Annotated in this window: 19 protein-coding genes and 1 pseudogene; 5 read left to right on the top strand and 15 right to left on the bottom strand. The window is 65.8% G+C overall.

Features of this window, described 5'->3' with window-relative positions:
* The first annotated feature begins 40 nt into the window (after positions 1-40).
* Positions 41-883, top strand: coding sequence for a PPK2 family polyphosphate kinase (locus tag BMY06_RS10260; RefSeq protein WP_074982927.1), 843 nt, complete (start codon positions 41-43; stop codon positions 881-883).
* A 99-nt stretch (positions 884-982) separates the two neighbouring features.
* Positions 983-1,762 (top strand): exodeoxyribonuclease III, encoded by a 780-nt coding sequence (locus tag BMY06_RS10265; protein ID WP_065061851.1) that lies wholly within the window; start codon positions 983-985, stop codon positions 1,760-1,762.
* A gap of 103 nt (positions 1,763-1,865) precedes the next feature.
* Here BMY06_RS10265 and BMY06_RS40115 read toward each other — a convergent pair whose 3' ends face one another.
* The 8 genes from BMY06_RS40115 to argB form a co-directional block, all read right to left on the bottom strand.
* Positions 1,866-3,041 carry a M48 family metallopeptidase gene (locus tag BMY06_RS40115; RefSeq protein ID WP_237181302.1) on the bottom strand — a complete coding sequence of 392 codons (1,176 nt, stop codon included), beginning with the start codon at positions 3,039-3,041 and terminating at the stop codon, positions 1,866-1,868.
* Positions 3,038-4,507, bottom strand: coding sequence for an AmpG family muropeptide MFS transporter (locus BMY06_RS10275; RefSeq protein WP_080180597.1), 1,470 nt, complete (start codon positions 4,505-4,507; stop codon positions 3,038-3,040). The genes BMY06_RS40115 and BMY06_RS10275 overlap by 4 nt, the downstream gene beginning before the upstream one ends.
* 68 nt (positions 4,508-4,575) lie before the next feature.
* A complete protein-coding gene (gene metW, locus BMY06_RS10280) occupies positions 4,576-5,184 on the bottom strand; it encodes a methionine biosynthesis protein MetW (protein ID WP_065061855.1) in 609 nt (202 codons plus the stop codon).
* The gene (gene metX, locus BMY06_RS10285; RefSeq protein ID WP_065061857.1) at positions 5,181-6,326 is read right to left on the bottom strand and encodes a homoserine O-succinyltransferase MetX; all 1,146 of its coding nucleotides are present in this window, start codon (positions 6,324-6,326) and stop codon (positions 5,181-5,183) included. Before metX ends, metW begins: the two co-directional genes overlap by 4 nt.
* 304 nt (positions 6,327-6,630) lie before the next feature.
* Positions 6,631-7,224, bottom strand: a complete 594-nt coding sequence (locus BMY06_RS10290; protein ID WP_074982929.1) for an HdeD family acid-resistance protein — start codon at positions 7,222-7,224, stop codon at positions 6,631-6,633.
* Positions 7,225-7,327: 103 nt separating this feature from the next.
* The gene (gene slmA, locus BMY06_RS10295) at positions 7,328-8,014 is read right to left on the bottom strand and encodes a nucleoid occlusion factor SlmA (protein ID WP_065061861.1); all 687 of its coding nucleotides are present in this window, start codon (positions 8,012-8,014) and stop codon (positions 7,328-7,330) included.
* A 189-nt stretch (positions 8,015-8,203) separates the two neighbouring features.
* Entirely contained in the window at positions 8,204-8,995 is a 792-nt protein-coding gene (locus tag BMY06_RS10300) for a pyrimidine 5'-nucleotidase (RefSeq protein WP_065061863.1), read from the bottom strand.
* Positions 8,996-9,045: 50 nt separating this feature from the next.
* Positions 9,046-9,945 carry an acetylglutamate kinase gene (argB, locus tag BMY06_RS10305; RefSeq protein WP_065061865.1) on the bottom strand — a complete coding sequence of 300 codons (900 nt, stop codon included), beginning with the start codon at positions 9,943-9,945 and terminating at the stop codon, positions 9,046-9,048.
* 389 nt (positions 9,946-10,334) lie between these two features.
* Here argB and BMY06_RS10310 point away from each other — a divergent pair, with 389 nt between their 5' ends.
* Positions 10,335-10,598: a cysteine-rich CWC family protein gene (locus BMY06_RS10310; RefSeq protein ID WP_074982931.1), complete on the top strand. Its 264-nt coding sequence runs from the start codon at positions 10,335-10,337 to the stop codon at positions 10,596-10,598.
* Between the two features lie 56 nt (positions 10,599-10,654).
* Here BMY06_RS10310 and BMY06_RS10315 read toward each other — a convergent pair whose 3' ends face one another.
* Positions 10,655-12,319: a hypothetical protein gene (locus tag BMY06_RS10315; protein ID WP_074982933.1), complete on the bottom strand. Its 1,665-nt coding sequence runs from the start codon at positions 12,317-12,319 to the stop codon at positions 10,655-10,657.
* A gap of 131 nt (positions 12,320-12,450) precedes the next feature.
* Here BMY06_RS10315 and BMY06_RS10320 point away from each other — a divergent pair.
* Together BMY06_RS10320 and BMY06_RS10325 are read left to right on the top strand one after the other, a co-directional pair.
* Positions 12,451-13,785 (top strand): annotated as a pseudogene (locus tag BMY06_RS10320) (ATP-binding protein); the annotation flags it as partial.
* 157 nt (positions 13,786-13,942) lie between these two features.
* Entirely contained in the window at positions 13,943-14,485 is a 543-nt protein-coding gene (locus BMY06_RS10325; protein WP_065061871.1) for a response regulator transcription factor, read from the top strand.
* 69 nt (positions 14,486-14,554) lie between these two features.
* Here the strand turns inward: BMY06_RS10325 and hslU are convergent, their stop codons facing one another.
* The 6 genes from hslU to xerC all read right to left on the bottom strand — a co-directional run bounded on the left by hslU (position 14,555) and on the right by xerC (position 21,561).
* A complete protein-coding gene (hslU, locus tag BMY06_RS10330) occupies positions 14,555-15,913 on the bottom strand; it encodes an ATP-dependent protease ATPase subunit HslU (RefSeq protein ID WP_065061873.1) in 1,359 nt (452 codons plus the stop codon).
* Between the two features lie 35 nt (positions 15,914-15,948).
* The gene (gene hslV, locus BMY06_RS10335) at positions 15,949-16,485 is read right to left on the bottom strand and encodes an ATP-dependent protease subunit HslV (RefSeq protein ID WP_065061875.1); all 537 of its coding nucleotides are present in this window, start codon (positions 16,483-16,485) and stop codon (positions 15,949-15,951) included.
* A gap of 360 nt (positions 16,486-16,845) precedes the next feature.
* Positions 16,846-17,265, bottom strand: coding sequence for an RNA polymerase-binding protein DksA (gene dksA / locus BMY06_RS10340; RefSeq protein WP_065061877.1), 420 nt, complete (start codon positions 17,263-17,265; stop codon positions 16,846-16,848).
* A gap of 648 nt (positions 17,266-17,913) precedes the next feature.
* Positions 17,914-19,020, bottom strand: coding sequence for a CobW family GTP-binding protein (locus BMY06_RS10345; protein WP_173816885.1), 1,107 nt, complete (start codon positions 19,018-19,020; stop codon positions 17,914-17,916).
* A 252-nt stretch (positions 19,021-19,272) separates the two neighbouring features.
* Positions 19,273-20,478 carry a class I SAM-dependent rRNA methyltransferase gene (locus BMY06_RS10350; protein WP_074982936.1) on the bottom strand — a complete coding sequence of 402 codons (1,206 nt, stop codon included), beginning with the start codon at positions 20,476-20,478 and terminating at the stop codon, positions 19,273-19,275.
* Positions 20,479-20,622: 144 nt separating this feature from the next.
* The gene (gene xerC / locus BMY06_RS10355; protein ID WP_065061883.1) at positions 20,623-21,561 is read right to left on the bottom strand and encodes a tyrosine recombinase XerC; all 939 of its coding nucleotides are present in this window, start codon (positions 21,559-21,561) and stop codon (positions 20,623-20,625) included.
* Between the last annotated feature and the right edge of the window lie 8 nt (positions 21,562-21,569).

The raw sequence follows: 21,569 nt of genomic DNA on the forward strand, positions 1-21,569 counted from the left end.
ATGCAGCAGCGGTTACCCCGAACCAGGAGGAGAGCAGAGCATGACGAAGTCCCCGTCCCCGAGTCTCGACGATTACCGCGTGCCGCTATTCGGCGACAAGAAAGCCGGCAAGTTTGCGTTGGCTGACGTCGATCCGTCCGCCAAGCCGTTTTCCACCGGCAGCAAGGACGGCGACCGCGACCATCTCACGGAAGTCGGCCAGAAGATCGATGTGCAGCAGGAACGCCTGCACGCGCAGCGTCACGACCGCGTGCTGCTGGTTCTGCAGGGCATGGACACGAGCGGCAAGGACGGCACGATTCGCGGCGTGTTCCACGAAGTCGATCCGCTCGGCCTGCGCATCGTGGCGTTTCGCGCGCCCACGCCCATCGAGGCGTCGCGCGACTTTCTCTGGCGCGTGCATATGCAGGTGCCGGGGGCGGGCGAGCTGGCCGTCTTCAACCGCAGCCATTACGAAGACGTGCTGGTGCCGCGCGTGCTGGGCCAGATCGACGCGGCCGAGTGCGAGCGCCGCTATGCGCAGATCCGCGACTTCGAGCGCATGCTTGCCGAGACCGGCACGACCATCATCAAGTGCATGCTGCACATCTCGAAGGACGAGCAGAAGCGCCGCATCCAGGCGCGGATCGACGATCCCACGAAACACTGGAAGTTCGATGTGTCCGACCTCGAAGCGCGCAAGCAGTGGGACGCGTATCAGCTTGCCTATCAGGACGCGCTCGCGGCCACGTCGACCGACTACGCGCCGTGGTACGTGATTCCCGCCGACTCGAAAACGCATCGCAACGTCATGGTGGCCGAGCTGCTGCTGCGTCTGATGGACGGACTCAAGCTCGAATTTCCGCCCGCCAAACCCGAACTCAACGGCATGAAGATCGAGTGACGCTTCGAGTGAAGACTCGATGAGCGCCTCGCTTCACGCCGCTCGCGCGCGCCGCGTCGCCGCGAGCTCCCTGAAACGCAAACCACAAGGAAACACAACATGCTGCGTGTGATCACCGCGAACCTCAACGGCATCCGTTCGGCGGCGAAGAAGGGCTTCTTCGAATGGTTCGGCGACCAGAAAGCCGACGTGCTCTGCGTGCAGGAAATCAAGTGCTCGCAGGACGACATGACGCCCGAATTCCTCGCGCCGCACGACTTCAAGGGCTACTTCCAGCACGCGGTGAAGAAGGGTTATAGCGGCGCGGGCGTCTACACGCGTCACGAGCCGGACGACGTGATCATCGGCTTCGGCAGCGAGGAATTCGATGCCGAAGGCCGCTACGTCGAAGTGCGTTTCGGCAATCTGTCGGTCATTTCGGTGTACGTGCCGTCGGGTTCGAGCGGCGAAGAGCGTCAGGCCGCGAAGTATCGCTTCATGGACGCGTTCATGCCGCATCTGGCCGAACTCAAGCGCGAGCGCGAAGTGGTGCTGTGCGGCGACGTGAACATCGTCCACAAGGAAATCGACATCAAGAACTGGAAGGGCAATCAGAAGAATTCCGGCTGCCTGCCCGAAGAGCGCGCGTGGCTCACGCAACTGTTCGACGACGTCGGTTACGTGGACGTGTTCCGCACGATCGATCAGCGCCCCGAGCAGTACACGTGGTGGAGCAACCGCGGCCAGGCTTACGCGAAGAACGTGGGTTGGCGTATCGATTACCAGATCGCCACGCCGGGCATTGCGGCGACGGCGAAAGACGTATCGGTGTTCAAGGACATCAAGTTCAGCGACCACGCGCCGCTGACGATCGACTACGACTGGAAGATGAAGAAGTAAGGTCGATCCACGCAATTCCACGCAATTCGCAGGCAGAAAAATGGGCGCTCGGGCGCCCATTTTTTTCGTGCTTCGTTCGCGATTCGGCGCCGCGCGCCGTGCTTCAGGGCGACGCCACCACCTTGCGCTTTTGCACGGCCGGCATGCCCTCGTAGTCGGGCAACTGCGCGAGCGGCTTGCCGATCGCTTTCGCGTAGAGCGGCATCATGTCGGCGAGACGCTTGGCGATGTCGGCGCGCCGCGCGGGCGTGTACGGATGCACGTAGATGAAGCCCTGATCGCGATCGGCGCGCGTGGCCATCGCGAGCTTGTCCCAGAGCGTGAGCGCGGCGCGCGGATCGAAGCCCGCGCGCGCGGCGATATCGCTGCCGATCACGTCGGCTTCGGTTTCGTCGGCGCGGCCATAGTGCATCTCCACGAGCCGCGAGCCGATGCCGAGCGGGAACATGCCGAGATCGGCGAGACCGAACAGTTGCGGCACCGCGCCCGATTCGATCTGCGCGGCCTGCTGTTCGCCGAGACGCTCGCGCACGTGCTCGCGCACCGCATGCGCGATCTCGTGGCCGAGCAGCATGCCGAGTTCGTTGTCGTTGAGCTTCACGCGGTCGAGCAGGCCGCCGTAGACGACGATCTTGCCGCCCGGCAGGCAATACATGCGGATATCGGGCGAGCGCACCACGGCCACTTCCCACTTCCACGATTTCACGCGGTCGCTCCACTTGAGCGCGTAGGGCGCGAGCTTGTCGACGAGCTGGCGCACGCGCTGCACGTGCGGATCGCTATCGGGATAGAGGCGGTTCGAATGCGCGGCGCCGCGCACGATCTCGTTGTATTCCGCGGTGGCCTGGGCTTCGAGCATCGGCGACGGAATCAGGCTGCGGAACACGGCGATATTGCCGAAGCGCACCACGCGGCCGGTGCTCGGGCCGCTGCCTTGCACGCCGGTTTGCGCACTGCCGGAGATGGCGTTCGGCGCGGCGCTGCCCGATGCGCCGCTGGACGCGGCGCCCGTCGGGGCGCTCGACTCGGTGGCGGGCGTGGACGTGGCGCCGGCCGGGTTGGCGGCCGGATTTTCCGTGGCGTGCGCGATCTGGCCGACACCCGCCTGCAGCGTGGCGGCGAGGGTCAGCGCGAGCGCGCGCAACGCGGTGCGAAGCGGCGGACGAGCGGGCGTGCCTTTGCGCGGACGTTGCCGACCCGCCGCGCCGCCCGCATCGCTTCCCTCCGGACGGCGTCGCGTCGAACGGAAAGCGAAAACTGCTGGCTGAGGCGGGGTCACGACCGGTTTCTCCACGGGGCGATACGAATGAGCAGGAGCATACCCGGTACGGCGAGCAGCGTGCAGACGACGAAGTAATCGAACCAGCCAATTTTAGCGACGACATAACCGCTCGCGGCGGACGCGAGCGTGCGCGGAATCGAGGCGAGGCTCGTGAACAGCGCGAACTGCGTGGCGGTGTAGCGCGGATCGGTGGTGCTGGCGATATAGGCGGTGAACGCGGCGAGCGTGAGGCCGGTCGCGAAGGTCTCGAAGCCGTAGACGAGCGCGAGCGCCACCGCGCGCGGATCGAGCGTGAGCTGCGTGTGCGCGCCGAACACGCTCGCGATCTGCGTGACGCCGTGGCTCACTGCGAGCACGACGTCGTAGATCGCCGCGAGCGACGGCGAGCCCGGTCCGAGCTGCGCGAGCCACGCGAAGCCGAGCGTCGAAATCATCTGCAGGAAACCGAAGATCCACAAGCCGCGCCCGATGCCGATCTTTACCAGCGCGATGCCGCCGAGAATGCCGCCCGCGAGACTCGCGCCGAACGCGGTCATCTTGGCGATCACGCCGATCTCGGTGCGCGAATAGCCGATGTCGAGAAAGAACGACGTCGAGAGCGTGGTCGCCATCGTGTCGCCGAGCTTGTAAAGGAAGATGAACGCGAGCACGAACAGCGCGGCGGCGAGGCCGTCGCGGTTCACGAATTCGGCGAACGGCTGCACGATGGCTTCGCGCAGATTCTTCGGCGGCGCGCCGTGAATCTCCGGCTCCGTCACGACCAGCGAGAGGATCATGCCGGGAATCATGAACGCCGCCGTGACGACGAACACCGTGCTCCACGGCAGGTGATCGGAGAGGATCAGCGCGAGCGAGCCGGGCACGAGCGCCGCGATCTTGTACGCGTTCACGTGGACCGCGTTGCCCAGACCCTGTTCGGTGTCCTTGAGCAGTTCGCGCCGGTAGGCGTCGACCGAAATGTCCTGGCTCGCGCCGAAGAACGCCACCAGCGCGGTGAGCGCGGCGACGGTCCAGATCGACTCTTTCGGGGAGACGAAACCGAGCGCGGCGATCGCGCCCGCCACGAGTATCTGCGTGACCAGCATCCAGCCGCGGCGGCGTCCGGGCTTCCAGCCCGGCAGACGCGGCACGTAGCGGTCCATCAGCGGCGCCCAGACGAATTTCCAGGTATAGGGAAACTGGATCAGCGCGAAGAGGCCGATTTCCTTGAGATTGACGCCCTCGGAGCGCAGCCACGCCTGCACCAGATAGACGAGCGTGAAGAGCGGCAGCCCCGAGGTGAAGCCCAGAAACACGCAGATCAGCATGTGCGTGTTCAGGTACGCGCGCCAGCCCGGATGGTCTTCGTGAGCCGACAGGTCGTGCGCGTCGTGAGCGCCAACGTCGTGCGTGTCGTGCGCGTCGGGCGCGTGGCGCGCCTCGTGTGCGTCCTGCTTGGTGGCCTCTTGGGGCGGATTCGGCATGTCGTCGGGCGGCGGCGCGTGTGTATCGAGATGAATTCGGCGAGAAACGCGCGGCGCCGGTCCCGGCGTCAGCGTTTCTTCACGCGATAGACCGCAAGACTACCACGCCAGTTCACACCCCAACGCACGGTCTGGCCCCCATGCAGCACGGCGCGATCGAGAATTTCGATGCCGACTTCGGGCGCGAGCGCCTCGAAATCCTTCACCGTGAGCACGCGCACGTTCGGCGTGTTGTGCCATTGGTAGGGCAGCGACTTCGAGACCGGCATGCGACCGCGCAGGACCGAAAGCCGGTGCGGCCAGTAACCGAAATTCGGGAACGAGACGATGCATTCCTTGCCCACGCGCGCCGTCTCGCGCAGGATCGCGGCGGTCTGGTGAATGGTCTGCAGCGTCTGCGAAAGAATCGCGAAATCGAAACTCGCGTCTTCGAACAGGCGCAAGCCGTCTTCCAGATTCTGCTGGATCACGTTGATGCCGTTCTTCGTCGAGGCGAGCACGCCCGCGTCGTTGATCTCGATGCCGTAGCCCGTGCATTCGAGCTCTTCGGAGAGCAGCGAAAGCAGCGCGCCGTCGCCGCAGCCGAGGTCGAGCACCTTCGAGCGCGGTTCGATCCAGCGCGCGATGGTGCGGAAGTCGGGACGGGCGGAAAGACTGTCGAAAGCGCTCTGGTTCATGCGCCCACCTCAGCAGCAATGCGTTCGTAATAGGCGCGCACCACGTTGTGATAGCGCGCGTCGTCGAGCAGGAAGGCGTCGTGGCCGTGCGGCGCGTCGATTTCCGCGTAGGTCACCTGACGATTGTGATCGAGCAGCGCCTTCACGAGTTCGCGCGAGCGCGCGGGCGCGAAACGCCAGTCCGTCGAGAAGCTCGCCACGAAATATTTCGCTTTCGTGTGCGCGAGCGCGCGGGTCAGGTCGCCGTCGAAGGTGCGGGCGGGATCGAAGTAATCGAGCGCGCGCGTGATCAGCAGATAGGTGTTGGCGTCGAAGTAGTCGGCGAACTTGTCGCCCTGGTAGCGCAGATACGACTCCACTTCGAACTCCACGTCGAAGTTGAAGTTGTACTCGTTCTGCGCGCCCTCGGCGCGGCGCAGCGCGCGGCCGAATTTTTCGGCCATGTCGTCGTCGGAGAGATAGGTGATGTGCCCGATCATGCGCGCGACGCGCAGGCCGCGCTTCGGCTTCACGTCGTGCGCGTAGTAGTCGCCGCCGTGGAAGTCCGGGTCCGAGAGGATCGACGAGCGCGCCACTTCGTTGAACGCGATGTTCTGCGCGGAGAGCTTGGGCGTGGAGGCGATCACCAGACAGTGGCCGAGGCGGTCCGGATAGCGCAGGCTCCAGGCCAGCGCCTGCATGCCGCCGAGGCTGCCGCCCATCACCGCCGCGAACTTCTCGATGCCGAAGCGATCGGCCACGCGCGCCTGCGCGTCGACCCAGTCTTCGACCGTCACGACGGGAAATTTCGCGCCCCAGGGCTTGCCGGTGGCGGGATCGATGCTCATCGGGCCGGTCGAGCCGAAGCACGAGCCCAGATTGTTCACGCCGATCACGAAGAAGCGGTTGGTGTCGAGCGGCTTGCCCGGCCCGACCATGTTGTCCCACCAGCCGACGTCTTTGGGGTTGTCCGCGTAGACGCCCGCGACGTGGTGCGACGCATTGAGCGCGTGACAGACGAGCACCGCGTTGCTGCGGGCGGCATTGAGCGTGCCGTAGGTTTCGACCACGAGGTCGTACCCGGCCAGCGCCGTGCCGTTCTGCAGTTGCAGAGGCTCGTCGAAATGCAGTGTTTGAGGAGCGACGATGCCGATCGATTCCATTCGTTCCGCCTGTGTTTTTCGGGCGGCTAAACGGTGTCGGCGAGCGCGGAGTGCGAAGGAGTTGGCGCAGCTGACGACCTCTTTAGCCGCATTTATATCGAACTCCGGGCCCATGCCGTGGGAGTTCACGCGCCCGCAATCGAGTCAGCAAATCGGCGCGTGGGTGAAGCAAGTGAAGGCAGAGTATAGCGGAAAATGCCGGCGTCAATGCGGCGGACGGGTTGTCGCTGGAGCGGCGCGCGGGCGGGCGGCGTGCGATGCCGCCGCCCTTACGACGCTGTATCAGCGCAACCCCAACGCAAGCTCAGCCGCCGTTCGGATGCGTGTTGCGCCAGCGCCGCAGCCCGAAGGCGGCGACGATCATCAGGATGCCGTAGAGCACGGCGTAGGCGGCGATCACCCAGATCAGCGAGAGCGCGCCCGCGCCCGGAAACATGACGATGAAGAAGCCCACGGCGGCGGAGAGCAGGCCCGAGAGGCCGACCGCCCACGGATGCGCGATCGCGCGGCGGTACTGGAACGCGTAGATGATTTCGAAGACGCCGACCGCGAGCGCCCAGAAGCCGATGATCATCACCAGCACGATGGCCGTCTCGCCGGGCCAGAAGAGCGCCACGAGACCCGCGATCACGCCGATCAGCCCGACCACGACGTAGGTCCAGCGCCGCGTGCCGCCGCCGCGCGCGCCGTAGAGCAGCGCGAACGCGCCGTCGACGATCGCATAGGCGCCCCAGACGATGGCGAGCGTGATGACGGTGAAGCCGGGCCACATGAAGGCGAGCACGCCGAACACGATGGCGGCGATGCCGCGCGCGAGCAGCCAGCCCCAGTGCGCGGACAGGCCCGCGAGGATGGACAGGGCGGCGGGAGGAATGGGACGGGTGTCGGGACGGTTCATGCGTTCTTCTCCTTACGGGCGGAAACGAAGCGCACGGCCGCGACAGGCGATAAGACGCGCCGAACGTGCCGCAAAACAGGCGGAAAGAGCGGGCGCGGCCGCGCTACTGAAGAATCACGCGAATCTGCTCGTCGGCGTGCTCGCTGGGCGAGCGTGTGAAGCCGCTTTGCGCGTAACGGTGCCAGCAGCCGATCACGTAGCGCACCACCAGATTCGCGCGCACCGCCGGATCGTAACCTTTTGGCGCGGCCGCTGCGCCGGGGTTGGCCGACGCGCTCTCCGCGAGTTCGGCGATGCCCACGCGCAGGCACTGGCGCAGCGTGGCCTCGATGCGGTCGAGCATCTGGTTCACGCGTTCGGCGAGGCGCTCGTGCTCGCCCACCAGCGCTTCGCAGGTCAGCACGCGCGTCATGCCGGCATTTTTCGCCGAAAACTGGACCAGCATCAAGGCAATGGCGCGCGCCTGCAAAACGCCGCTCGGCTCCTTCGCGACGATCTGGTTCACGAGCGCGAACAGCGTCTGCTCGATGAAGTCGATCAGCCCTTCGTACATCTGCGCCTTGCTCGCGAAATGGCGATACAGCGCCGCTTCGGAGACGCCCAGCTTCGCGGCGAGCGCGGCGGTGGTGATCTTCTCGCCGCGCGGCGCTTCCAGCATGGCGGCGAGCGTCTGGAGAATGTGCACGCGGCGCTCGCCCGGCTTCGGACGGCTGGCGCGGCGCGGCGGTGCGTCGGCTGAGTCCGGTGATTCTGCTGCTACGACTGCGTCACGCGTTTCGGTCGGCTGCATGAATGTCGCCCCTGAGTCCGGATCGCGGCCCGCGGCGAGTCCGCCGGGCCGTCGAATCTTGCGGTGTGGTGTGCGTCCGGATGCGCGCTGGCGTCAGCGCCGGCTCCGGATTCGTGTGCTGCGTGCTGCATGACGCGCCCGTGGTCCGTCGGGCGCGGCGCGGTCGGCGTTCGCTGTTGGCGTTCGCGGTCAGTCTGTTACGTGCCGATACGTGCCGGTGAAGCTGCGCGGTGGCTTGCGCGATTGGCCCCGCAGTTGCCCTGTCCGCAGTCCGCGTCCCAGCGATTTTAGCGAACGAATGCGATGGTCGACATAGTGAGGCCGCCCGCCGCGTGCGAGCGCTGCGGGAAGGTGGCCGGTGATCCACACCGTCTGGATGCCGAGGCGGCGGTAGCGCTTCAGATGCCCGCGCGTGTCCTCGACGAGAATCGCGTCCTCGAAGGCCACGCCGATGTCGCGCAGCGTCTTGCGCAGCATCGACGCATCGGGCTTGGCGCGCCAGCGCTCGCGCGTGCGCATGTGCTCGATGGCCAGCACGCGCTCGAAGATCCGCTCGATGCCGAGCGCGTCGAGCACCGCGTGGGCGTACCCGGTCGGACCATTGGTTAGCACGATCTTGCGGCCGGGCAACGCGCGCAGGATGCGCGCGAGGCCGCGCTCCGCGTGCAGCATGGCGCTCAGATCGTCGAAGGTGTGGACGACCTTGAGGAAATCGTGCGGATCGATGGCGTGGTGGCGCAGCAGGCCGAGCAGCGCCGCGCCGTAGCGGTGCGTGTAGCTCGTGCGCAGATGGTTCGCGACGTCGCGGCTCACGCCCAGCGAGTCGATGATGTACTGCGTCATGCCGCGGTTGATGGCCGGAAAGACCGCGCGCGACGCGCCGTGCAGCGTGTTGTCGAGGTCGAACAGCCAGACGGGGCGGTGTGCGGCGCGCGTCGGCCGCCGCCTGGGCGACCTGGACTGCGGGCGATTCACGTTCATGGGGGAGACAGCGTTGGCGGCGCGCGAGGCGCCGCCAACGCAGAGGGGCGTCAGTGGGAGCGGATCATCGTGCCGAACGGCTGTTCGGTCAGGATTTCCAGCAGCACCGAGTGCTCGATGCGGCCGTCGATGATGTGCACCGAGCGCACGCCGCTCTTGGCCGCGTCGAGCGCCGACGAGATCTTCGGCAGCATGCCGCCGGAAATCGTGCCGTCTTCGAACAGCGCATCGATCTCGCGCGCCGAAAGATCGGTCAGCAGAGTGCCCGACTTGTCCATCACGCCGGGGATGTTCGTCATCATGACGAGCTTCTCGGCGTTGAGCACGACCGCGAGCTTGCCCGCCACGAGGTCGGCGTTGATGTTGTACGACAGACCGTCTTCGCCGAAGCCGATCGGCGAAATGACCGGAATGAACGCGTCGTCCTGGAGCGCCTTCACGACGGCCGGGTTGATCGCCTCGACCTCGCCCACCTGGCCGATGTCGATGTACTGACCGGGGTTGTCGCGGTCCGGCATCATCAGCTTGCGCGCGTGGATCAGGCCGCCGTCCTTGCCGGTCAGGCCGACCGCGTGGCCGCCGAAATGGTTGATCAGCGTGACGATGTCCTGCTGCACCTCGCCGCCGAGCACCCACTCGACGACTTCCATGGTTTCTTCATCCGTGACGCGCATGCCCTGGATGAAGGTGCCTTGCTTGCCGATCTTTTTCAGCGCCGTGTCGATCTGCGGGCCGCCGCCGTGCACGATGACCGGGTTGATGCCCACGAGCTTCAGCAGGATCACGTCGCGCGCGAAGCCTTGCTTGAGCCGCTCTTCGGTCATGGCGTTGCCGCCGTATTTGATGACCACGGTCTTACCGTGGTACTGACGGATGTAGGGCAGCGCTTCGGCCAGAATTTCGGCTTTCAGGGTGGGCGCGATCTGCGTGAGGTCGAGAGGCTCGGACATGGCGACGGAGACTGGACAGAAAACGGGACAAAAACGAGACGAAAAGCGCGAAGAATCCGGCGAAACCGGCCGCGCGGGTCTGTGCGGGTCAAACAGGCCGAATTGTACAGGACTGGCGCGGCGCAACAGGGTTTGCGACCGGGTTTTAGAGAAGGCGCCGTTGCAGTGCGGCAGGCTTACAGCCGCGCTCGTAATTTTGGGAAAATGCACTAATTCATCGTCGATATCGGGAAATTTATTCCTTTGAGCGGCGATGTCGCGGTGGGGAATGGGCGGCGGACAGTCCGCGATGCGTTGTCTGGAACCAACGGGCCGCGCGGCTGCCCGGACGCGCGCCGCGCTGTGGCATCATTTCCCTACCGCCGACGCCGGCACACGAGGAGCGCGCCATGACCGCCTCCAGGCCCCACGCCGCCACGCAGTCCGCGACTCGGGACACCTCTTCGGACACGACCCGCAGCGTCCGCTGTCCGCGCTGCGGCAACCGCTTCGACTGCGGCCGCCACGCCGAGCCGTTCGACTGCTGGTGCAAGTCGCTGCCTGCATTGCCCGCGAGCCAGCTCGATCCGCGCGGCCGCTGTCTGTGTCCCGAATGTCTCGCCGCCGCGGTCGCCTCGGGGCAGGCGCCGTCTGGAGGCGCGCAGCGCCGCTGACGCCGTGCGCCGGTTCGTCGAACCGGGCCAAATCGAGCCTCTGAATGGACCCCGGCCTAAGCGAGCGCCTCGCGATGCGCTCGCGCGAGCCCGGCCAGATCGGCGCTGACGGCGTCGAGCACGGGCTGCCAGTCGCGGAACTGCTTCTGCCGATACAGCGTGGTGTTCGGATACCACGGGCTGTCACGGCGATCGAGCTGCCAGACCCAATGCGGATTCACGTCGAGCAGCACCCACGCGCGCTTGCCGAGCGCGCCCGCCAGATGCGCCGCCGACGTACACACCGAAATCACCAGATCGAGTCCGTCGACGAAGGCGGCGGTGTCGTCGAAGTCCGGCCATTCGGCGCTGTAATCGGCGATCTCGAAGCCCGCCGCGCGCGCCGCGTCGACATCGGCTTGCGCGCCCGGCTGCAGCGAGTAGAACGCCACGTCGGCGTGCATGCCCGCGAACGCCTGCGCGAAGCGCTCCAGCCCGACGCGCCGGAACGGATTGCGTTGATGCGTGAGGCTGCCGGTCCAGGCGAGGCCGACTTTCAGGCGGCGCTCGCCGGCATCGTCGGCGAGCCGCTTGCGCCAGTAAGCGGCGCGCGCCGGATCGGGCGCGAGATAGGCGGCGGGGCCGGGAATGGTGTCGTCGCGCGTCTCGAAGAGGAACGGCAGGCTCAGCAGCGACACCTCGCAGTCATACGGCGGCAGCGCTTCGACCGGACCGCCCGCGCAATAGAGATCGCAGTGGGCGCCGAGGCTGCGCGAGAGCAGCGCGCCCATCTGCGGAAACGAATTCCAGACCAGTTTGCCGCCTTCGCGATGCACGCGTTCGGCGAGCATCGGCACGTAGCGGGCGAACTGCAGCAGGTCGCCCATGCCCTGTTCGCCCCATAGCAGCAGCGTGCGCCCGGCGAGCGGTTCGCCACGCCATTGCGGTTTCGGAAACGCGGGCCGTCCCGCCGCGAGTTCGCGCGAACCTTGCCAGCGCAGTTCGTGTCCGGCCCAGCCTTCGGCATACCCGCCGCGCACGAGCCGCAGAATCGCCAGATTGAAACGCGACGAAGCCCCGTTGGGCGCATACTCGCAGGCGGCGCGCGCCATGCGTTCCGCTTCGTCCCAGTCTTGCGCTTCCTTGCATACCATCGCGTAGTTGTTGAGCGCGAGCGGGTCGTGCGGCGCGAGCGCGACGGCCCGCCGGGCTGCGTCATGAGGTCGCGCAAGATCGATGTCGGTCGGACGCAGCAACGCGAGGTTGACCCATGCCCGACTGTCGTTCGGATCGGCCGCGACGGCTTCTTCGAGAAGCCAATCGATCTCGCTTCTCTCAGAATTGATAAGCATCAAAGAGATTGCAAGATTGTTGCGAAGATTTGGAAACGTTTGGTCGATTGCAAGCGCGCGGCGGTATGGTTCGACGGCATCGGCATGACGATTCGCGAATTGCAGGGCCAGTCCGGCGGCGAACTGCGCCGCCGCGCGAGCGGGTGCGAGACGGGCCGCGGCCAGCGCAATCCGCAGCGCGGCGTGGGCTTTGGCGGGATCCTTCACCTCGGCGGCGATGCCGACCAGCGCGTCGTCGCCGAGCGCGAGCAGCGTGGCGCGCGTATTGGTTAGCAGTGCAATGGCTTCTTTGGAAGCCGTCTGTGCCGGGTCCGCCCGCACGGCGGCATCGACGAAATCGAGGAAGAGATTCCTTACCGGCTGAAGCGGATCGTGAGTATCCGTTTGCATGTTTTATTGGCCTTAGATGATTAACGCGGCTTCAGGCAAATCTATTTCGAGCAGATTCGACTATGAGCAATATTCAAACAAAGCTGCTCAGGTTAAGGAATCGGACAAGTACGAACAGGTAAACTGACAGCATGCATCGAATAACCGTCAGTGCTCGCGTCAATCTCAGCCATCTGTTCTGGCTGCGCAGTCTCGCCATCATCGGCCAGCTCTGCACGATTGCGTTCGTGCAATTTTTCTTCGGCGTGCAATTGCCGCTGCCTGCCATGCTGTTCGTGATCGCCCTCGAAGTGGCGTTCAACGGCGTCACCTGGCTGCGCGTCACGCAGGATCGTCCCGAATCCAATCTCGAACTGTTCGGCCAGATCTGGGTCGACCTCGGCGCGCTCTCGGCGCTGCTGTTTCTGTCGGGCGGCACGACCAATCCGTTCGTCTCGCTCTATCTGCCTTCGCTCGCCATCGCGGCGGCCGTGCTGCCCTGGTATCTCACGGCGTGGCTCGCGTGCTTCGCGGTGGCCTGCTATGTGCTGCTCGGCTTCGACAACGTACCGCTCAATCTCGACAACCCGTCGAACCTGTTCGATTACTACCGCGCCGGCACGTGGGTGAACTTCATGGTGAGCGTGGCGCTCATCGTCTGGTTCGTCGCGCGGATGTCGCGCGCGTTGCGCCAGCGCGAATACGCGCTCGCCGACGCGCAGCAGCGTCTCCTGCGCGACGAACGCGCGGTCGCGCTCGGCGTGCAGGCGGCCACGGTCGCGCACGAGATCGGCACGCCGCTCTCCACCATTTCCATGCTCACCGAAGAGCTGCGCGACATCGCGCGCACCGACCAGGGCCTCGCGCCCTACGGCGCCGACCTCGAACTGCTCGACAAGCAGATCACGCTCTGTACCTCGGCGCTCGCGCGCCTGCGCAGCCGCGCCTCGTCGGCGGGCAGCCGTCAGTTTGTGGGCGAATGGCTCGGGCCGTTCGTCGAGCAATGGCGGCTGCGCCATCCGCACGTGAAGTTCGAGCTGCAGGGCGAACCGCCCGCCGACCTGAGCCTCGACGACACCGTTGCGGTCGGCCAGATCCTCACCATTCTGCTCGACAACGCCGCGCGCGCGAGCCGCGACTTCGTTTCGCTGCGCGCGTATCCGTCGCCGCGCCTGAACGACTTTATCGATTTTGAAGTCTGCGACGCGGGGCCGGGCATTCCGGCTTCACTGCGCGCCTCGCTGGGCGCCGCGCCCGTTGACAGCACACAGGGCGGTCACGGCGTCGGGCTCTATCTGGCGTTTTCGTCGGCGGCGCGGCTGGGCGGTTCGATCGAACTGACCGACGCGACGACGGCGGGCGCGGCGTCCGAGGGCGGCGCGTCCGAAGGGAGCAGTGGAGGAGTCGCAGCGAGTGCTGCGGCCGCGGTGGGCGGCGGCACGCGCGCGCGCAAGGCGCGCGGCACGCGTGCGGTGCTGCGGGTGCCTGTGAAAACGGGCGGCCCGGCACAGGCGCCGGCATCGCCGGGCGAGACGGACCAGGTTGCGGGCTCGCGCGATGGCGCGGCGGCCAAGGGTCCGGATATTGAATCAGGCGAGGGGCCGGCCCGGCCCGACGCGGCCTAAACAACACGGAGAAAGTGGCATGAGCGATATGAATTTTCTGGTGATCGACGACGACGAAGTCTTCTCCGACATCCTGACGCGCGGTCTCACGCGACGCGGTTATCAGGTCCAGCAGGCGCACAACGCCGACGAGGCGGTGCGTTTCGCCAACCAGCAGAAGTTTGCGCAAATCACCGTCGACCTGCATCTGGGCAACGACTCGGGCCTGTCGCTGATCGCGCCGCTGCGCGACCTGCAGCCCGACGCACGCATGCTGGTGCTCACGGGTTACGCGAGCATCGCCACGGCAGTGCAGGCGGTGAAAGACGGCGCGGACAACTATCTGGCCAAGCCCGCGAACGTCGAAATGATTCTCTCGGCACTGCAAAGCGACGCGAGCGCGCTGCAAGCCGAAGCGGCCATCGAGCATCCCACGCCGCTGTCGGTTGCGCGCCTCGAATGGGAGCACATCCAGCGCGTGCTGGCCGAGCACGGCGGCAACATCTCCGCCACGGCGCGCGCGCTCAACATGCACCGCCGCACGCTGCAACGCAAGCTCGCGAAGCGCCCGGTCAAGCAGTAAGCGTCACGGCGCAGCCATGAAAAAAGCCCTGCATCGCAGGGCTTTTTTCGTTGGCGAGACGCTTGAAGGTCAGAGCACGTAGCGCGACAGATCTTCGTCCTGCGCCACTTCGCCGAGCGCCTTGTCGACGTAGGCGGCGTCCACCGTCACGCTCTGGCCCGCGTGGTTGCCGGCCGCGAACGACACGTCTTCCAGCAGCTTTTCGATGACCGTATAGAGGCGGCGCGCGCCGATGTTTTCGGTCTTCTCGTTGACCGAGTAGGCGATTTCCGCGAGGCGGCGAATGCCGTCTTCCGCGAAGTCGAGCTGCACGTCTTCGGTCGCGAGCAGCGCCTGATACTGCTTCACGAGGCTGGCGTCGGTCGAGACGAGAATCGCTTCGAAGTCCTTCACGGACAGCGATTCCAGTTCCACGCGAATCGGGAAACGGCCCTGCAATTCGGGGATCAAATCGCTCGGCTTCGACAGATGGAACGCACCGCTCGCGATGAACAGGATGTGATCGGTCTTGATCATCCCGTACTTCGTGTTGATGGTGGTGCCTTCCACGAGCGGCAGCAGATCGCGCTGCACGCCCTGGCGCGAGACTTCGCCGCCACCGCTGCCTTCGTTGTTGCGCGAGGCGATCTTGTCGATTTCGTCGAGGAACACGATGCCGTTCTGCTCGACGTTCTGCACGGCCTTCTGCTTGACCTCTTCGTCGTTGAGCATCTTGGCCGCTTCTTCGTCGGTGATCAGCTTGAGCGCTTCCTTGACCTTCACCTTGCGGCGCGTTTTCTTGCCGCCGCCGAGGTTGGCGAACATCGAACGGATCTGCTCGGTCATGTCTTCCATGCCCGGCGGCCCCATGATGTCCATGCCCGCTTGCGGCATCTCGACGTCGAGTTCGATTTCCTTGTCGTCGAGCTGGCCTTCGCGCAGGCGCTTGCGGAAGGTCTGGCGCGTGGCGTTGTCGCCGCCGTCGGCCGGCGCCGACGCCGACGCATCCGACGAACCGAAGCCGACCGGGCGCGCGCTCGGCAGCAGGATGTCGAGAATGCGGTCTTCGGCCTGATCGGTGGCCTTGCTGCGCACCTTGCGCATTTCCGTTTCGCGCGTCTGCTTCACGGCGATTTCGATCAGGTCGCGCACGATGCTGTCGACGTCGCGGCCCACGTAGCCCACTTCGGTGAACTTGGTGGCTTCGATCTTGATGAAGGGCGCGTCGGCGAGCTTCGCCAGACGGCGCGCGATTTCGGTCTTGCCGACGCCCGTCGGCCCGATCATGAGAATGTTCTTCGGCGTGATTTCCTGGCGCAGCGGGTCGGCGACCTGCTGGCGGCGCCAGCGGTTGCGCAGCGCGACGGCCACGGCCTTCTTCGCTTTCGCCTGGCCGATGATGTGCTTGTCGAGTTCCGAGACGATCTCGGCGGGGGTCATGGTGCTCATCCTGATTCCTTCTCGTCGGTTCGGTCTGGGTACGCTTACTCGATCGTCTCGATCACGCGGTTGTGATTCGTGTAGATACACATGTCGCCGGCGATTTCGAGCGACTTTTCGACGATCTCGCGCGGCGAGAGGTCGGTGTTCTGCATGAGCGCGCGGGCCGCGGCCTGCGCATACGCACCGCCCGAACCGATGGCGCAGATGCCTTCTTCGGGATCGAGCACGTCGCCGTTGCCGGTGATGACGAGCGTGGTGCTGGCGTCGGCGGCGATCAGCATCGCTTCGAGACGACGCAGCATGCGGTCGGTGCGCCAGTCCTTCGCGAGCTCGACGGCCGCGCGGGTGAGATTGCCTTGATGCTTTTCGAGCTTGGCTTCGAAGCGGTCGAGCAGCGAGAACGCGTCGGCGGTGCCGCCGGCGAAGCCGACCATGACCTTGCCGCCGTAGATGCGCCGCACCTTCTTCGCGCCACCCTTCATGACGATGTTGCCGAGGGTGACCTGACCGTCGCCGCCGAGGGCGACCTTGTCGCCGCGTCGCACCGATACGATGGTCGTGCCGTGATATTGCTCCATGTGCGTTCCTTTTTACCGTTGATGCCAGCGTGTTGCGTGGACTTCGCGCGGCGGCATGTGCGCCGCGCTTGCGGATCCGGTGACGCGCCGTACGCGGCGCGAGGCGCGCGAGCGGGCGTGTCGGTAGAAGTTTAGGGCGGCAGCGGGCAGTTCAAGGTCTGACAGCGCAGAAAAGCCGTGTCGGCATGCGATCCGGCGTGGCGCTCAGGTCGTTCGCGAGGCGCAAAGCAATGAGGGAGGGAACGGGAAAGCGCGGGCGGGGAGGAAGCGAAACGCAAATGAAAAAGCGCACGGGACTCCGTGCGCTTCGAAAGAAGGCAGTCGATCCGGCACGCGCCACGCGGCGCCGCCGGCGGCCAATCAGTCGCCGAACAGCTTCTGGCGCAGTTCGCGGCGCTCTTGCGCTTCGAGCGAGAGCGTGGCGGTCGGGCGCGCGAGCATACGCGGGATGCCGATCGGCTCGCCCGTTTCCTCGCACCAGCCGTAGTCGCCGGAGTCGATGCGCGCGAGCGACTGCTGCACCTTCTTCAGCAGCTTGCGCTCGCGGTCGCGCGTGCGCAGTTCGAGCGCGTGCTCTTCTTCGATCGTCGCGCGGTCGGCCGGATCGGGAACGATCACGGTTTCGCGCAGATTCTCGGTGGTCTGGCCCGCATTGCGGAGGATTTCCGCCTGCAGCTGTTCGAGCCGGTTCTTGAAGAAGGCGAGCTGATCCTCGTTCATGTAATCCTTGTCGCTCATCTTCAGGATTTCGGCTTCGGTCAAGAGTCGTTTCGTCGTCATCTGGCTTGCTTCTTCAATGAGTGAGGCAAAACTGGCACATCTTGCCTGCACTTGGGTGTTGCCCGCAGTGGCTTTGACCACGTTTGGCGCGCGCTGCTCGCGCGCCAAACTGCGCGCTGGCGGGCACGACGGTGCATTGTCGGTGACGCCTGAGCGCCGCTGCGGGGCCGAACTCCTCTGGAAACCGTTCTTCAGATGCTCCTGAGGCATATTTCGTACCGGCTGCGCGCTGCGACGCGATGCGCGGCCGGGGAGGCGCGTTTTTTCCGGATAGCTTATCGAGCTATTTCCGGCGGGCGCCCTGTCTTCCAGTGGGGCCGTATTGTAACCGAACCGCAAACTCGCGCCGCAAGCGGGAAATCCCTGCGTCGGCGGCATTCGTCTGCCGGTCGATATCCAGAAAATATAACGCGCCAATCGTGAAAAAGCGATGGTCGGGTACGTTATTTGACGCTCGATGCGTGAATCGGCGCCGGAAAGGCGCTTTTGAGGCCGCCAGGAGGCGCGTTAGGCGCACTTGCGAGCGGGTTTTCGCTGGCGCCGGCCGTGAACTCGCGCGCTGTCAGGCCTTCGTTCGCCAGACGATCGTGGCGCGCACAAACAAAAACGCCCGGCGCGAAGCCGGGCGTCGCATTCAGCGCGCGTCGCTTACTTCACGAGGCAGGCGTCGAGGCCGTCGGTGATCAGGTCCTGCGGCAGTTCGATGCCGATGAACACCATCTTGCTGGTCTTCTTCTCGACCGGCAGCCACTTGGCCGCGAGGTCGCTGCCCATCATCTGGTGCACGCCCTGGAACACCACCTTGCGGTCCACGCCCTTCATGTAGAGCACGCCCTTGTAGCGCAGCAGGCGCTCGCCGTAAATCTGCAGGATGCCGCCGAGGAAGTCCTCGAGGCGGTTCGGATCGAACGGCTTGTCGCTGCGGTAGACGAACGACTTGATCTTGTCGTCGTGGTGCGCGTGGTGGTGGTGATGGCCGTGGTCGTGGCCTTCGTGCGTGCACTTGCCGTGGTCGTGATCGCAATCGGCGTGGTCGCCGTGATCGTGACCGTGGCCGTGTTCATGGCCGTGATCGTGATGATCGTGCGCGTGGTCGTGCTCGTCTTCGGCGAGGAAGTCGGGATCGATTTCGAGCTTGGCGTTCAGGTTGAAGCCGCGCAGATCGAACACTTCCTTGATGTCCGCTTCGCCGAAATTCACCTCGCGCACCTGCGCCTTCGGGTTCATGTGCAGCACGCGGTGACGCAGGTCGGCGACTTCCTTCGCGTCGACGAGGTCGGCCTTCGTGATGAACAGGCGGTCGGCGAAACCGACCTGGCGCTGCACCACTTCGTGCTCGTCGAGCTGCTTGTTGCCGTGCTTGGCGTCGACCAGCGTGATGATCGCGTCGAGCAGGAATTCGTCGGCGATCTCGTTATCCATGAAGAAGGTCTGCGCGACCGGACCCGGATTCGCAAGGCCCGTCGTCTCGATCACGACGCGCTCGAAGTCGAGCTTGCCGTCGCGCTTTTGCTGCGCGAGGTCGGCGAGCACGCGCGAGAGGTCGCCGCGGATCGTGCAGCAGATGCAGCCGTTGCTCATCTGGATGATCTGCTCGTTGCTGTCCTGCACGAGAATTTCGTTGTCGATATTCTCTTCGCCGAATTCGTTCTCGATCACGGCGATCTTCATGCCGTGGTTTTCGCCGAGGATGCGCTTGAGCAGCGTGGTCTTGCCGCTGCCGAGGAAGCCGGTCAGGATGGTGACGGGAATCATGCTGTTTGCCATGCTCTTTGCCTGGTAAGTGTCTCGTATGGGCGGCGCGGCGCAAGCGCCCGCGTGCCGGAATCTCGCGGTGTTACAACATAACCAGCTATTGAAACATATCTGCGGCGAGGGCGCTGGCGCGGCTTCGATTCAATGGACACGCGAAGGCGATTCGGGGTCGAATCCGCGCTTCGCATCCCGACTTCGAGTGCATAGCGATGAACAGCGCCGCTCGCGAACCCAGCCGCAGATAAGGCCGCTTCAGGCGATTTGCAACAGCAGGCCCTTCAGATACTCGCCTTCCGGGAACGCCGTGAGCAGCGGATGATCGACGCCCGCGCCGAGGCGCTTGATGATGCGCGCATCGACCTTCGCGTCGGCGGCCGCGCCCGCGACGATCTTCTTGAACAGCTCCGCGTCGATCGCGCCCGAGCACGAATACGTGAACAGCAGGCCGCCCGGGCGCAGCAGCTTGAAACCGGTCAGATTGATGTCCTTGTAGGCACGCGCGGCGCGGTCCACGTGCTCGCGCGACGCCGCGAACTTGGGCGGATCGAGCACCACGAGGTCGAAGCGCTCGCCTTCTTCGTGCAGCCGGCGCAGCGTCTTGAACGCGTCGGCGTCGAGCCAGGTGGCGCGCCCGGCGTCGAAGCCGTTGGCCTGCACGTTCTTCTGCGCGGTGTTCAGCGCCTCGCCCGACGAGTCGATCGACACCACGCGTTTCGCGCCGCCCTTCATCGCCGCGAGCGAGAAGCCGCCCGTGTAGCAGAAGCAGTTGAGCACGTCGCGGTCTTGCGCACAGGTCTGCACGAGCGCGCGGTTGTCGCGCTGATCGACATAGAAACCGGTCTTGTGGCCGTTGCGCACGTCGACGTGATAACGCACGCCGTTTTCGTTCGCGATGATCGTTTCGGGCGGTTCGTCGCCGGCGAGCAGGCCGGTGATCTGTTCGAGCCCTTCCTTGTCGCGGATCGAGACGTCCGAGCGCTCGTAGACGTTCGGGCAGCCGGTCGCCGAGGTCAGCGCGTTGACGATCGCGTCCTTCCACGCCTCGACGCCCGCCGCCATGAACTGGCAGACCAGCTGGCCGCGCGGGTTCTGCGCGACGTCTTCGGTGTACCAGTCGACGATCAGGCCGGGCAGACCGTCCGCCTCGCCGAAGATCAGACGCACGGCGCCGGTGTCGCGCACCATCGCCTGACGATGGGCGAGCGCGCGCTGCACGCGGCGCTTGAAGAACGCGTGGTCGATGGGTTCGTTTTCGTCGAAGCTCCAGACGCGCGCGCGGATCTGCGAATGCGGGCTGTAGGCGGCGCGCGCGAGGAAGCGGCCGTCGTGGGCGCGCACGATCACCGTGGCGCCGGACGCGGGCTTGCCTTCGACGCGGTCGATCGCGTTCGCGTAGACCCAGGGATGGCGGCGCAGCAGGGATTTTTCTTTCGACGGCTTGAGGGTGACGATATTCATGATGGCTTCGCTAAAGGTGATGCGGCGGCGGGCGTTGCGCCTGCCGCTTGCGGGCGCGCCGCGTGTCGCTCAGGATCACGCGCGCGCCGGAGTGTTCGGGCCGGTCGCGGCGGAGGCCGCTTGATTGCCTCCGTCTGATTGCCCCTAATCGCGCTTCTTCGCGCGTGGATGGGCGTTGTCGTAGACCTTGGCGAGATGCTGGAAATCGAGCGACGTGTAGACCTGCGTGGCCGAAATGCTCGCATGGCCCAGCAGTTCCTGCACGGCGCGCAGATCGCCGCTCGATTGCAGCAGATGCGTGGCGAACGAGTGCCGCAGCACGTGCGGATGCACGTTCGCCGGAATGCCCGCCGCGAGCGCCGCGCGCTTGACGCGCTCGCGCACCACGCCCGGCGCCATGCGGTTGCCGCGCACGGAGACGAACAGCGGCGCGTCGTCGTGCTTGATCCAGGCGTCGCGCACCGCGAGCCAGGCGTCGAGCGCGGCGAGCGCCTTACTGCCGACCGGCACGACGCGATGGCGGTTGCCCTTGCCGTGCACTTCGACTTCGGCGGCGTCGCGCTTGAACCAGCTCGACGACTCGTAACCGTCGCGGCGGATGTAGCGCACGTCGAGTCCGACCAGTTCCGCGAGGCGCAGGCCCGACGAGTAAAACAGTTCGAGCATCGCGTGGTCACGCAGCGTTTCGAGGCTGTCCGCGCCTGTGCTCGCGGGATTCGGCGCCTCCATGAGGCGCGTGGCGTCGTCGACGGACAGCGCCTTGGGCAGCGTCTTCGCGCGCTTGGGCGCACGCACGGCGGCGACGGGATTTGCGTCGAGCTCGACACGCCCCGCATACCAGCGATAGAACGCGCGCCACGCCGACAGCCGGTGCGCGATCGAGCGCGCCGCGAGGCCGCCCGCGTGCGCGCGCGCCACCGCGCCGCGCACCTCGGCGGCTTCGACGCGTTCGAGCGGCCGGCCCTTGGCGAGCTTCTTCAGCTCGTCGAGTTCGTGCGCGTAGGCGCGCAGCGTGTGCGCCGACAGGCGGCGCACGTGCTCGAGCTCGGCAAGGTAGTCGGCGATCGGATCGGGCGCGTTCACGGCTTCAG

This window comes from Paraburkholderia tropica (assembly GCF_900109265.1).
Classification (GTDB): Bacteria; Pseudomonadota; Gammaproteobacteria; order Burkholderiales; family Burkholderiaceae; genus Paraburkholderia; species Paraburkholderia tropica.